Annotated in this window: 10 protein-coding genes and 4 pseudogenes; 5 read left to right on the plus strand and 9 right to left on the minus strand. The window is 68.5% G+C overall.

The genetic code is table 11. From position 1 onward, the window contains the following. Positions 1-100 precede the first annotated feature (100 nt). Positions 101-223: a hypothetical protein gene (locus ACIPC1_RS33710; RefSeq protein ID WP_402523984.1), complete on the minus strand. Its 123-nt coding sequence runs from the start codon at positions 221-223 to the stop codon at positions 101-103. On the opposite strand from ACIPC1_RS33710, the pseudogene ACIPC1_RS33715 reads away from it, so the two are divergent. After that, a pseudogene (locus ACIPC1_RS33715) lies at positions 205-1,073 on the plus strand (IS5 family transposase). The gene ACIPC1_RS33710 and the pseudogene ACIPC1_RS33715 overlap by 19 nt on opposite strands. A 14-nt stretch (positions 1,074-1,087) precedes the next feature. Further along, the gene (locus tag ACIPC1_RS33720; RefSeq protein WP_402523988.1) at positions 1,088-1,591 is read left to right on the plus strand and encodes a GNAT family N-acetyltransferase; all 504 of its coding nucleotides are present in this window, start codon (positions 1,088-1,090) and stop codon (positions 1,589-1,591) included. 107 nt (positions 1,592-1,698) lie between these two features. Here the strand turns inward: ACIPC1_RS33720 and ACIPC1_RS33725 are convergent. Both ACIPC1_RS33725 and ACIPC1_RS33730 read right to left on the minus strand, forming a co-directional pair. Next, positions 1,699-2,938, minus strand: a pseudogene (locus tag ACIPC1_RS33725) (IS701 family transposase). A gap of 321 nt (positions 2,939-3,259) precedes the next feature. Further along, complete coding sequence (locus ACIPC1_RS33730) at positions 3,260-3,628, minus strand: MerR family transcriptional regulator (protein ID WP_402523991.1); 369 nt, start codon at positions 3,626-3,628, stop codon at positions 3,260-3,262. A 144-nt stretch (positions 3,629-3,772) separates the two neighbouring features. Between ACIPC1_RS33730 and ACIPC1_RS33735 the strand changes: the two genes are divergently transcribed. Continuing rightward, the gene (locus tag ACIPC1_RS33735; RefSeq protein WP_402523993.1) at positions 3,773-4,108 is read left to right on the plus strand and encodes an EthD domain-containing protein; all 336 of its coding nucleotides are present in this window, start codon (positions 3,773-3,775) and stop codon (positions 4,106-4,108) included. Positions 4,109-4,128: 20 nt separating this feature from the next. On the opposite strand, the pseudogene ACIPC1_RS33740 reads toward ACIPC1_RS33735, so the two are convergent. After that, positions 4,129-4,309 (minus strand): annotated as a pseudogene (locus ACIPC1_RS33740) (IS5/IS1182 family transposase); the annotation flags it as partial. Positions 4,310-4,610: 301 nt separating this feature from the next. Here ACIPC1_RS33740 and ACIPC1_RS33745 point away from each other — a divergent pair. Next, positions 4,611-4,814: a hypothetical protein gene (locus tag ACIPC1_RS33745; RefSeq protein WP_402523995.1), complete on the plus strand. Its 204-nt coding sequence runs from the start codon at positions 4,611-4,613 to the stop codon at positions 4,812-4,814. 222 nt (positions 4,815-5,036) lie between these two features. Next, positions 5,037-6,402, plus strand: a pseudogene (locus tag ACIPC1_RS33750) (NF041680 family putative transposase); the annotation flags it as partial. On the opposite strand, the gene ACIPC1_RS33755 reads toward ACIPC1_RS33750, so the two are convergent. From ACIPC1_RS33755 to xylB, 5 genes are all read right to left on the minus strand, one after another. Continuing rightward, entirely contained in the window at positions 6,304-7,701 is a 1,398-nt protein-coding gene (locus ACIPC1_RS33755; protein ID WP_402523998.1) for a GAF domain-containing protein, read from the minus strand. The pseudogene ACIPC1_RS33750 and the gene ACIPC1_RS33755 overlap by 99 nt on opposite strands. A gap of 111 nt (positions 7,702-7,812) precedes the next feature. Then, positions 7,813-8,412, minus strand: coding sequence for an N-acetylmuramoyl-L-alanine amidase (locus ACIPC1_RS33760; RefSeq protein WP_402524000.1), 600 nt, complete (start codon positions 8,410-8,412; stop codon positions 7,813-7,815). A 210-nt stretch (positions 8,413-8,622) separates the two neighbouring features. Beyond that, complete coding sequence (locus tag ACIPC1_RS33765) at positions 8,623-9,636, minus strand: acetamidase/formamidase family protein (RefSeq protein WP_402524003.1); 1,014 nt, start codon at positions 9,634-9,636, stop codon at positions 8,623-8,625. Positions 9,637-9,923: 287 nt separating this feature from the next. Continuing rightward, a complete protein-coding gene (locus tag ACIPC1_RS33770; protein WP_402524005.1) occupies positions 9,924-11,138 on the minus strand; it encodes an ROK family protein in 1,215 nt (404 codons plus the stop codon). Positions 11,139-11,222: 84 nt separating this feature from the next. Next, positions 11,223-12,668 (minus strand): xylulokinase, encoded by a 1,446-nt coding sequence (xylB, locus tag ACIPC1_RS33775; RefSeq protein WP_402524008.1) that lies wholly within the window; start codon positions 12,666-12,668, stop codon positions 11,223-11,225. Positions 12,669-12,672 lie beyond the last annotated feature (4 nt).

Genomic DNA, 12,672 nt, shown 5'->3' on the forward strand with positions numbered 1-12,672 from the left:
TCGGGTACTGGCTGGGTTCGTGGCGGGTGCGCTGAGTACGAGGGACGGCCGAGTGAGCCAGAGCGGCCTAGGTGTTATGTCCGGGGAGGGTGGAAGTCGCTTAGAGGCCGCGCGGATAGGCGTAGTAGGGCATCCCGGCAGCAACGCGGGCACAGGTCCTGGCGATCACGGAGTTGCGACGCTCTGTGATCACCTCGGAGACCTGTGCCTGTACTGCCGTCATGGCTGACCGAACCCCTCTGGGACCAGTCCGCGGCACTGCTGCCTGACCGACCGGCCTACGTGCCGACCCAATCCACCGGGCTGCCACCGGCCACGCATCAGCGACCGGATCGTCTTCGACAAGATCCTGCAGCTCCTGCGATTCGGCTGCTCCTACCAGGCGATCGCCGACACGACCTGCTCGGCCACCAGGATCCGCAGCCGCCGCGACGAATGGATCCGGTTCGGCATCTTCACCTGGCGTAAACAGATCGCGCTGAACTCCCACGACCGGATCGTCGACCTCGTCCTCGACCAGATCGCCGTCGACGGAGCGATCACCAAGGCACCCGGAGGCGGCGAGGCCGCCGGACGCTCACCGGTGGACCGCTGGAAACAGGGACTGAAACGCTCGGGCGTGACGGATGGCTACGGCATCCCGCCGGGCCGCGCCCTGGCCGGAGCGAACCGGCACGACTCACCCCTGCTCGCCTCGACGCTGGACCGCCTTGACGACCTGGTACCCCTGTCCGACGACGTCACCGTGCACCTGGACGCCGGCTACGACTCGCGACTCGGACAAGACCCGCACGCTGCTCAACTAGCGCGGACTGCACGGCCGGATCGCACGCAAAGGCCAGAAGGCGCCGACCCAGGCAAGTCAGAGGTGGCACGTCGAGCGCACCCACGCCTGGCAGAACGCCTTCCACCGCCTCGCCCGCTGTTACGAACGCCGGGCCGCCGTCATCCACGCCTTCTTCGACCTCGCCGACACGATCATCACAATCCGCAGCCTGATCCGTCAGGCATGGACGACTTACCGCTGGGGCGAGCGCCTTAATACTCCAGCTGTAGATCGTGATGATCCGTGAGGCAAAGTGGGGGCATGAGTACGTACGAGGCGATGCCGTTCCACCTTGAGACCGAGCGGCTGATGCTGCGGCCGTGGGCCGAGGCGGACGCCGCTGAGTTCTGCGCCCTCCTCTCCGAACGCGGCAAGGGGACCCCTACGGTTGAGCACATCCGGACGTCCATCGCGGAGCTGCTCACTGCGACGGCGACTACGGGGATCGCCTTGTTGCCCATCCAGCGCCGCGACGAAGGCGACTTCATCGGTTACTGCGGGCTGATCATCGGCCGCTCCACCGTGGAGGAGCCTGAAATCGCGTATGAGCTGTTCCAGCGCGCGCATGGGTGTGGCTACGCCACCGAGGCGGCCGGCGCGGTGCTCGATGCGGCTATCGCGACGGGGCGGAAACGGCTCTGGTCGACCGTCGGCGCGTGGAACACACCGTCGCTCCGTGTCCTTGAGAAGCTCGGGTTCGAGCGGGATCACGTCTCCACGGAAGACAACGGTGAAGTGGTCTGGCTTACACGCTCGTTGCCGTGACGCGAGAGCACGCTCCGGCGCTTCATGCTCCACATCATCGAGTGCGCTCCGGTGGAGTGCCAGGCAGGGGCGAGATCGGCGAGTGCTCCAGGTGTAGATCGTGATCTTCAGGTCTGGGCTGCGGCTTGTCGGCGGTAGTGGCTGGCCTGTGATCGTGCCTGATGGCGGCGTCGCCAGTCGGACCAGCCGATCCGGTGAGCGAGGTTGTTCAGTGGCCGCACGGCGATGGTGAGGAACAGGTGCTGGATCTCGTTGCAGGTCAGCGGGGCCAGGTCCTCGGGACCGGTGCGCCGTGCGTGCTCGTCAGCGCGGACGACGGTGAGGAAGGCGTGGGCGAGCATGACGAGGGTGACCCAGCGGCTCCAGGAGGGGTAGGTGCGGACCTGATGTTCATCGAGTCCGGCCAGGCCCTTCCCGGTTTGGAAGGTCTCCTCCACCCGCCACCGTGATCCGGCTGTTGTGACCAGGGTGTGCAGCGGGGCCGGCACGGTGGAATGGCAGCGGTAGTAGGCGAGTTCGCCGGTGCTGCGGCTGCGGCGGATCAGCAACTGCCGGTGGCCCGGCGCCGCGTCGGTGAGGTCGATGGCGGCCCAGTCGTAGTAACGGTGTCCCTTCGCGCCACGTCCGGCGGACAGTTTCTGCCAGGCCCGCTTGGGGAGCTTCCCAGCCAGCGTGTCGGCACGGAACTTCCCTGCGCCAGTGGTCACTTCGGCTGAGCAGGCCACCGCGAGGACATAGCCCAGGCCGCGCCCTTCCAGGGCCGCCCGCAGGTTCGGGTTGCCACCGTAAACCCCGTCGCCGGCCACCCAGCCGATGTGGTGCCCGGCGTCCAGGAACCGTTCGATCATCGTGGCGGCCAGCTGCGGCTTGGTCACGAAAACGGTGTCCTCGCCCAGCCCGGCCGCCCGGCACCGCTCGGGGTCGGAGGTCCACGACCGCGGGACGTACAACTCCCGGTCCACCGCCGCGTGTCCACGCATCCCCGCGTAGACGAAATAGACGGCGACCTGGGAGTTCTCGATCCGTCCGGCGGTACCGGTGTACGGGCGCTGGACCCCGACCGTGTGGGTGCCCTTCTTCACGTCACCGGTCTCGTCCACGACCAGGACCGCGGCCGCGTCGTGGAGATGCCCGACGACGTACTCGCGCACGTCGTCGCGAACGGCATCGGCGTCCCAGGACGCCCGGCACAGCAGATGCTGCAATGCCGGGCGGACTCTTCTCCCCGGCCCACTCCGCGATCGTCCAGCAGTTCTTGCGCGGCAGACCCGACAACAGGCCCAGCACCAACCGCCCGGCCCGCAGCCGGGGTTCGACCCGGGCGAACCGGCCCGCGATACGGCCCATGGCCACCTCGAACGTCTCCCGCCAACGGCCGGGATCTATGCTGTGACCTGCGGCCACCGTCTCATCGTCAGTCCACACAACTCACGATGATCAATGGTGGCCGCACTCGTTCCCGGACCGGCCCACACCAGCGAGATCACGATCTACAGCTGGAGGACTAACCGCGACCATGACCGCACCGCTATCCACTTGACCTCTTACAGACTCCAACCCGGCGGATCGCGGAAGATGTCAGGCAGGGAACGATTTTAAGCGCGCACTGCACGGGGCGGAATATTTCACCGGGGGAAAGCCAGAATGTTAATTCAGGCAGCCCGATGCCTAGTCATCCGCCACGTTCGCCAGAAAGTTCCGATTTACGCTAATCAGGTGATCAAGAGCCGCTCTGGCGGCGGCCAGGCTGTCTATTGTGGACGAAAGGCGATTTCGCTCCTGATTCATTGCGGTCAAGGCTTCCCGGGCTCTGTCCATATTGGGCTCCGTCATGCAGGGGACCATCTGAGCGATGGTTCTGCTGGACATTCCGGCGGCCAGGAATCTCTGAACCAGCGCCACCCGCTGGACGTGATCATCGTCGTAGCACCGCTGGCCGCTGGGGGACCTTGTGCTGGCCAGCAAGCCCTGCTGCTCGTAATAGCGCAGTGATCGACGGCTTGCTCCTGTCCGGGCGGACAGTTCACCGATCCGCATCTCAACTCCTCGCGTGTATTGGGTCACAGCGACTTGCCCCTGACATCGATGTGAGCGTTTAGGTTAACCCCATGGCTCGCGATCCGCCGCCAGGGCATCTGGTTGCCGACCTCTCGCGTCCGCGAGCACGAAAAGGAGAAGTCCGTGATCAAGTTCGCTTTCATGATCAACCGTATCGATGGAATGACCTTCGAAGAATTTGTTGAGCATCACCGAAATCGCCACGCCCCATTGTTCACCTCCATTCCGGAAGCGCGGCAGTACGTGAAGAAGTACACCGTCTCCCACCCGGTACCCGCCGAAGGGTATCCGAGTCCCGCCTATGACGGCCTCACTGAAATCTGGTTTGAAAGCTGGGGGGATCACGACGCCTTCTTCGCGTCTAAGAATTACAAGGAGTTGGTGAACCCGGACGAGAGTAAGTTCATCGATATGAATTCAGTGGCAGTAATGGTCACTGAAGAAAGGGTTGTGGTCTAACCCTTTGGGTGCTTTATGTCGCGGGCGATGCGGCGGGTCATCAACGTGATGGAGGCCCAGGCGATCAGGGATTCGGGGTGCTGGATGAGCCGTTCGTAGTCGCGGGCATGTTGGCGGGCGTGCGTGATGCAGGCACAAAAATCTCTCGACGCCCCGGCGGCGGGGTGGACCGACGAATCCGGAGCTGTCCTTGGGGCGGCTTTCCTTGGGTTTGTCGCGATCGCGTGTCCGTCGATCGTTCCCACCCCGACGGCAGCCCTGGTGGCGTGGTGGGCCTTCTCCGTATACCTGAGGCTCTGACAGCTCGGTCATGGCAGCACAGGCGCAAATCTCTCCGATGATCACAGAGCGTCGCAACTCCATGATCGCCAGGACCTGTGCCTGTCTTGCGGCTGGGTGCCACCATCACGCCTATCCGCGCGCCCTCTTAGCTTGTTCTTTAACGTCGGGCGGCAGGCTCGGCAAGCAGCTGAGAGACGCGTTGGGGCGAGACGCATAGGACATGAGCAATGTCTCGGCCCGTCATGTCTTGGCTCTTAAGGGCTGCGGCCGTTTGTCGCAGTTCAGCTGCTGCCTGCAGTTGCGCGTTGTGGGCGTCAACGGTCGCCTGGGTGGCAGCCTTGACTCGACGGTTGAGTTCATCTCCAAGGTCGACCTTGAGTTGGACGCCGCGCTCAGCCCCGAGCACATCAGCAGCTCTCATTAGTGCGCTCCCCCTCTCGGCCGCATCACTCAGTCGGCGAACGTAGGCGGGTTCGAGTCCGTCCATTTCCAGCATCCATCCGCTGTCGACCCGGTGGGCCACGATCCGCGGCAAGTCCATTCCCGGCACCTCTCTCAGGATGAGATGGATCTCTATCCCCCCTAGACAAAAACATCTAGGGGGGATAGACGTTGCAGGGGCTCTTCCGATGCCGTGAAGGGGCGTCTGTTGCTTGATGCAGTTCTGGGGGAGGCGTTCCCTGAAGCAGCACGCTTCAGGGAACGACTACTTTGCCTGCCTGACCGCCTGCGCGGACGAGTTGTTCGAGCTGACGGACGCGGTGCTGTGTGCGGACGGGCCGGTGACCACGCCGGTGGACCTCACGTTGACGGACGAGCATCGGTGCGGGCACGGTGCGATGTACGACGCGCTGAATCGCGGGAAAGTCGATGTGCCACGGCTGAGGCAGGTGCTAGCAGGGCTGCCGCAGCCTGAGGCCGCCGACGGGCGTCTGGTCCTGGCGGCGGACGTCACTCACTGGCTCCGGCCGGACGCGCCGACCCGTCCTGACCGCTTGTTCTGTCACGTCTACGGACGTAGCGGCCGGTCCTCGGACCGGTTCGTGCCCGGCTGGCCCTACTCGTTCGTTGCCGCGCTGGAGTCGTCGGGCCGGACCTCGTGGTGCCAGATCCTGGACGCGCTGCGGCTGGGGCCGGCCGACGATGTCGCCGAGGTCACCGCCGCCCAGGTCCGCCGGGTGGTCGAGGACCTCATCGAAATGGGGCGGTGGCAGCAGGGCGACCGCGACATTCTGATCGTCTTCGATGGCGGCTACGACGCTCCGTGCATGGCCTATCTGCTTGAAGGACTGCCGGTCGAGGTCCTCGGACTGCGCACGGACCGCGTGATGCGCAGGCCGGTCCCGGTTCCGTGGATCTCGCCGCCGCAGGGCGGGCGCCCGCCGAAGCATGGCAAGGAGTTCCGCTTCGCAAGGTCCGACACATGGGGCGAGCCTGATGTTGCGACCGTGCAGGTTACCGACCGCTACGGCACTGCTCGTGCGACGGCCTGGGACCGCATCCATCCTCGTCTGACCACCCGCTCCGCGTGGATTGACCACACCGGCGAACTCCCTCTCATCGAAGGCACGTTGATCCGCCTTCAGGTCGACCGCCTGCCCGGCGGCAGCGATCCACTTCCCGTCTGGCTGTGGACATCAGCAACCGGCCTGCCGGGCGTGGACGTCGACCTGCGCTGGCAGGCGTTCCTTCGCAGATTCGACCTGTAACACACCTTCAGAATGATCAAGCAGACGCTCGGCTGGACCCGCCCGAAACTCCGCACGCCCCAGGCGGCGGACCGGTGGACCTGGCTGATCGTCGCACCCACACCCAACTCCACCCCGCCCGGCCGCCGGCCGCGGACATTCGCCGCCCCTGGGAGAAGCCGGCCGAGCCCGGCCGGCTCGCCCCAGCCTGCGTCCGCCGGGGGCTCAGAAACCTCCGCCCGAACCTGCCCTGTCCAGCCCGCGCACCGAAACCCAATCGGCCCGGCCCCGGCAGGCCCCTCGGCTCGAAGAACAGGCATCCGCGGTCGAGTGTGAGGGAGCCATCGAGTGTGAGGGGCCGCCCGAGTACGAGGGGGTTGCCGACAGTTCGGACTCCAGTGCGCTCAGGCGCGCTCGTACGGCTGCTGTCGGCCGTGCGGCGGCCAGCGCCCGCCATACGTCAAGATCCTCCTCGCCCCAGGGCGCATGGGCCCAGTCCGCCAACAGGTCGGGATCGCGGCGGGCGATGAGCGCCGCACGCAGCCCGTCGGCGAGCCTGCGCCGCAACCGCACCACCGCCGGGGCCCCCGAACCGGGCAGCAACGGACCCGTGTACGCCGACGCGGCAGCCGTCACCGCACCGGTACCGAGCCGCCGTTCGACGACCGCGACATCGGACTCGACCGGCGTGGTGAGCCGGTAGGGGCGTGAGTCCAGCAGCCCCGGGCCGAGCAGCCGGCGCAGCCGGGTGAGCTCGGCGCGCAGTGTCACCGGCGACACCGACTCGTCCTCGTACAGCGCACACAGCAACTCGTCACCCGTCAGCCCTTCCGGGTGCCGGGCCAGCAGCACCAGGATCTCGCTGTGCCTGCGGCTGAGCCCGACCTTCCGGCCGCCCGCGACCAGTTGGGCCTCGTCGCGGCCCAGCGCGGACAGCTCGATGGTGCCGGAGGTGGCTTGCGGCGGTGCGAGCAACGCCAACTGGGACTCCGCGGCCCTCGCCACCGCCTGCACGAATCCGAGACTGTGCGGATGCGCGAGCCGGTCCCCGCCGGTGATGTCGACGGCGCCGAGCATCCGCCCGGTGCGCGGATCGTGCACCGGCGCCGCCGCACACGTCCAGGGCTGGACCCGGCGGAAGAAGTGCTCGGCCGCGAACACCTGCACCGCCCGGTCCACCGCGACCGCCGTGCCCGGTGCGTTCGTCCCGACCGAGGACTCCGACCAGCGCGCACCCGGCACGAAGTTCATCCGCCCCGCCTGTCGCCGTGTCACGGGATGACCCTCGACCCACAGCAGCCTGCCCTGGGCGTCGCACACCGCCAGGAGATGCTCCCCGTCCGCCGCGAACGTCCCCAAGAGCTCACGGAACAGCGGCATGACCCGGGCCAGCGGATGCTCCGCCCGGTATGAGCCGAGATCGCCGTCCGTGAGCTCCACGTTCGCGGTGCCGTCCGGTACGACACCGGCCCGTGCCGAACGCCGCCACGAGTCGGCCACCACCGAGCGGACCGGCCGCGGCACCGTGCCCGCCTCGGTGAACGCCTTGTGGGCACGGCGCACGACCCGTACCCGCTCGGCGGGATCGGCGCCCGGTTCCAGAGCCACCCATGGATCGGTCAACTCGGCCTCCCGGAAAGCGATGCGGCTGGCCCCATCGTCACGCCCGGTGCGGGTCCGGACAAGCTCTGTGACCATTCCTTCGGCCGGGCGGACAGTGGACGGGCCTGTGGCTCAGGCGAAGTTGACGAGCCTTATGAAGCGCGTCCAGTCCCAGTTCGGCCCCGGATCGGTGTGGTCGGTGCCCGGCACCTCGTAGTGGCCGATGATGTGCGCGCGGTCCTTGGGGATGCCGTATCTGGTGCAGATCGCGGCGGTGAGCTTGGCGGACTCCTCGTACAGGGCGTTGGTGAAGTAGGCGGGCTGATTCACCCAGCCCTCGTGCTCGATGCCGATGCTGCGCGTGTTGTAGTCCCAGTTACCCGCCTGCCAGGCGATGTCACGCTCCCGCACGCACTGCGCCACATGCCCGTCGGCCGATCGCACCAGGTAGTGGGCGGACACCTTCTTCTGCGGGTTCTGGAAGATGGACAGGGTGTCGGAGTAGTTCTCCTGGGTGACGTGGATGATCACGTAGTCGAGCGGATAGCTCGTCGGCCGGTTGGACGCCGTGTAGTTGGACGTGGTCGCCGGAACCCATTCGGTGGGCGGGTAGTCGACGGCCGCGACCTGTGCCGTGGCCCGTGCGTCGGGGAGTAACGCGTAGGGGAGGGCGGCGAGGGCGGCGCCCTTCAGGACGCGTCGCCGGCTGGGGGACGATCTGGCCCGTTCCATGGGGCATCTGCCTTTCGGTGTGGCGGGGCGAACGCCCCGCGGGAGTGTCTTCGGCTCGGCCCCGCGACGGGAGCCGTGGCCTCAGCGCGGGTGAGCCATGGCCTGGTGCCGGTGAACCGTGGCCTCAGTGCCTCAGTGCCTCAGTGCCTCAGTGCCTCAGTGCCGCGGAGCCGCGGCTCAGTGCTGGTGAGCTGCTGGTGAGCCACGACCTCAGTGCCGGATAGCCGCGGCCGTCCCGCGCAGTTGCGTGTGCAGCCCGCGATGAGTCTCGCGTGCCGGCAGCCATTCCTTGCGGAGCTTGGCGACGCACGTGTAGTTGGTGTCGCAGACGTTGGCGAGCGGCGACTCGACCGCCTGGGTCGCGAACTGGTAGGCGTCCAGCTCGCTGAATCCGTAGTCGCGCACCAGCCATCGCACCAGGTCGAGCTGGGATATCCGGAACGCGTCCTCCAACGGGCGTGCGGACCCGGTCGAGATGATGTGCGTGTCGGATTCGATGCGCGGCCAGGGGGTGGCGATCCCCTTGAGCAGCTCGACGATCACCACCGTGTTCATCGCGCACTCGACGGCGACACCACACGTCTCGCCCTCGCCCTGCCGTGCGTGTCCGTCTCCGAGGCTCAACAGGGCGCCCTCGACGTTCACTCCGAGGAAGCAGGTGACGCCGGCCCGCATCTCCGGAGTGTCCATGTTCCCGCCGTGCGCGTCGGGCACCAGCGCGGAGCGCACCTCCAGGTTCGCCGGCGCCACGCCGACGGTCCCGTGCATCGGATCCATGGGCAGCTCGATCCGTATGTCACTCTCACGCGCGCGGAACAGTGCGGTGCGCCGCTCCCGGTCGAGCTGCCAGATCCATACCGTCTCCGGCAGCGGTGGCTGCAGCGTGGCAGTCGTGTGCGTGGAAGTGAGCGCGCCGAACAGAGGGACTGTCGTCGACGCCGCCCAGTCCCGGGCCGGTTCGATCGACACGAAGTGCACCGCGACCGTGTCTCCCGGTTCCGCTCCCTCCACATGGAAGGGCCCGGTCTGCGGGTTGAGGAAGGGGAACTCGCAGACCTCGGACACCAGGTCCTTCTCGGACCGTACGCGCCCGGCGAAGCAGTCCTCGGTGTACAGGTTGAGGATGGTGCCGGGCGCGATACGTGCGACGGGCGGCGCGCCGCCGAACGTCCACGCGAACTCACCGGGTTCGGGTCGTACGGTCAGGATTCGGGGGTCGGTCATGGCTGCACAGCTCCGCTCTTCCGCGTCGGTGGACCGGGACACACTGCCATCGGTCCGACGGCTGTGCATCGCGAGAATCACGGTACGGCGCCTGCCGGTTGAGCAGGGGAGACGGTCCTGAATCAGTGGACGGAGGCCGGACTGTGGACAACATGGCCACCCGAAAGGGGGAACAGGTCTCCGGCGGCGGGCGTCCTGACGTACAACCACGGCTTTCTACGTCTGACCTGTGTCGGCCAACTGCTAGGTCCTGTCGTCGCGAGGCAGACGGGAATTGACGACAGGGCCTAGGACCGCCCTGCCACGGCCACCGCCGCCGGATCGTCGAGAACGGCCCGTACCACCGAGTGGGCCGCGCCAAGCAGCGGTCCCTCCGGCCCCAGCCGCGAAACGGACACGGCACAGGCGGGGCCCGCCGTGCGCCGCGCCAACTCGCCTTCCAGCGCGGGCAACAGCCATGGTGCGAGGCCGGACAGCGCTCCGCCCAGCACGACGGTCTCCGGATCCAGCAGATTGACCGCCCCGGTCAGGGCGATGCCGAGCGCGGTTCCGGCTCCGCGCAGCGCACGTCGTACGTCCGGGTCGCCCTGGGCCGCCCGCTCGGCGAGCAGACCGACCCGGTCTCCGCCCGGTTCCAGTCCGGCGGCACGCAGCACGGCCTCCTCACCGGCGTACTGCTCAAGGCAGCCGCGGCCACCGCAAGGGCACGCGGGCCCGTCCGGCCAGACAGGCACATGCCCCAACTCGCCTGCGAAACCGCGCGTTCCGCGCAACAGCCGCCCGTCCACGAGCACCGCCGCACCGATGCCGATCTCCGCCGACACGTGGAGAAAGTCGCGCGGAGTCGCGTTGCCGAGCCAGAGTTCCGCGAGGCCGCCGAAGTTTGCCTCGTTGTCCACGGTCAACGGCAGTTCGCCGGGCAGCAGCGCGCCGAGGTCCGTGTCGTGCCAGTCGAGGTTGGGGGCGCGGACCACGGTCCGGGCGTCCCGCGCCACCAGACCGGGTACGGCGACCGCCAGGCCGGCGGGCCACAGCTGCTCCCGCTCCGCCTCGGCGACGACCTGACGGACCATCGAAGTCAGTTCCGCGATCACGGGCTCGGGCGCCCGCCCGCGATTCGTGCCGTGCCGTACCGCCCGCGCCCGCACCTCACCGCGCAGATCGACCGCGCACACCGCGAGATGGTCGACGCCCACCTCCGCGCCGATCCCCGCCGGACCGTGATCGCTGACGGCGAGCGCCGAGCCGGGCCGCCCCACTCGCCCCGGCCGCTCGGGTCCCAGCTCTTCGAGGAGCCCCGAGCGGATCAACTCGTCCACCAGCGTCGAGATGGCCGCCCGGGTCAGGCCGATGCGCGAGGCGACGGCGGCGCGGGACAGCGGCCCTTCGGCGTTGACCGTGTGCATGACCCGGGAGAGGTTGCGGCGGCGCATGCCCTGCTGGGTGTCGGGCAGATGCCGGCCGGAACCATTCGGATGGGCCTCGTGCAACGGTGCGGTCATGCCTCTCTCAGTCCTTGTGCGGCCTGTCCGTTCAGGCGGTTCGCTCTCAGTTCTTGTGCGGCCCGTCAGTTCAGGCAATCCGCGTCAGTTTCCGTTCGGCTCCCGCTCCAGCAGCGGGGCCGCGTCGGAGAGTACCCCGGCGATCCGCGCGAGTGTCTCCTCGTCCCGCTCCACGGCGTCGAGAACGGGCCCGTGGGCGGTGTTCCAGCGCCGGGCGACCGCGGCCGGGTCCTCGCCGGTCAGCAGACCCGCGGCCTGTGCGGCGGCGCCCAGCGCCACCAGCTCCCTGGCCTCCGGTACTTGAACGGGCCGCCCCGACAGACGACGTACGGTCTGCTGCCAGGCCGCACCCTGCGCGCCCCCTCCGATGAGCAGCAGTGGCGCGGAGCGGTCGGCGTCCGGGTCGAGCACCAGGTCGAGGGCGCCCAGCAAGGAGTGGACGGCACCGTCGTATGCCGCCTGGAGCAGCTGCCCGCCGGTCGTGTCGTGCCGTAGCCCGTGCAGCAGCCCCGAGGCGTGCGGCAGGTTCGGTGTGCGTTCACCGTCCAGGTAGGGCAGGAGCGTCACGCCCGTGCTGGGCTCGACGGCCTCGCGGTCCAGGCCGAGGAGCGCGGCGACGCGGTCGACGGCGAGTGTGCAGTTCAGCGTGCAGGCCAGTGGGAGCCAGTCGCCGCGCGCGTCGGCGAAGCCCGCCACCGTGCCGGTCGGGTCGGCGGAGCGTCGCGTCGAGACGGCGTACACCGTGCCCGAGGTGCCGAGGCTCAGCACCGGTGTGCCGGGGCGCAGCCCGAGGCCGAGTGCGGCGGCCGCGTTGTCACCTGTGCCGGCGGCGACCAGCGTGCCCCTGGAGAAAGGCAGCCCACCCCTGGAGTGCACGGTTCCGGCGACCTCGCCGGGCCGGACCACCTGGGGGAGCAGGGTCGGGTCGAGGCCGACATGCGCGAGGATCTCGTCGTCGTACGCCTCCGTCGCCGATGCCCACCACCCCGTACCGGAGACGTCCGAGCGGTCGGTGGTGCCCCGTCCCGTGAGACGTTCGGTGAGGTAGTCGTGGGGCAGGCGCACGGACACGGTCGCGCGTACGGCGTCGGGTTCGTTCTCTGCGAGCCAGGCCCACTTCGTGACCGTGAAGGAGGGGCCCGGCACGCTGCCGGTGCGCTCGGCCCAGGCCTTCGGGCCGCCCAGCTCCTCCACCAGGCGGCGGGCCTGCGGCGCCGAGCGGACGTCGTTCCACAGCAGGGCCGGGCGTACGGGGTCGCCCTGGGCGTCGAGTGTGACCAGGCCGTGTTGCTGGCCGCCGATCGACACCGCTGCGGCCTCGCGCGCAGCGTCGCCGCACTGCTGCAGTGCCTCGCAGAGCGCGTCCCACCACTGCCTCGGGTCACTCTCGCGGCGCACTCCGGAGGTGACGGTGTGCGGGGCCTGCCCGCTCGCCACGACCTGTCCGGTCGACGCGTCGACGACCAGGGCCTTGGTGGACTGGGTGGACGAGTCCACCCCGACGACGAGCGGACCCTCAGCTGCTGACATCGGT

The sequence above is a fragment of the Streptomyces sp. NPDC087263 genome (genome assembly GCF_044744645.1).
Classification (GTDB): Bacteria; Actinomycetota; Actinomycetes; order Streptomycetales; family Streptomycetaceae; genus Streptomyces.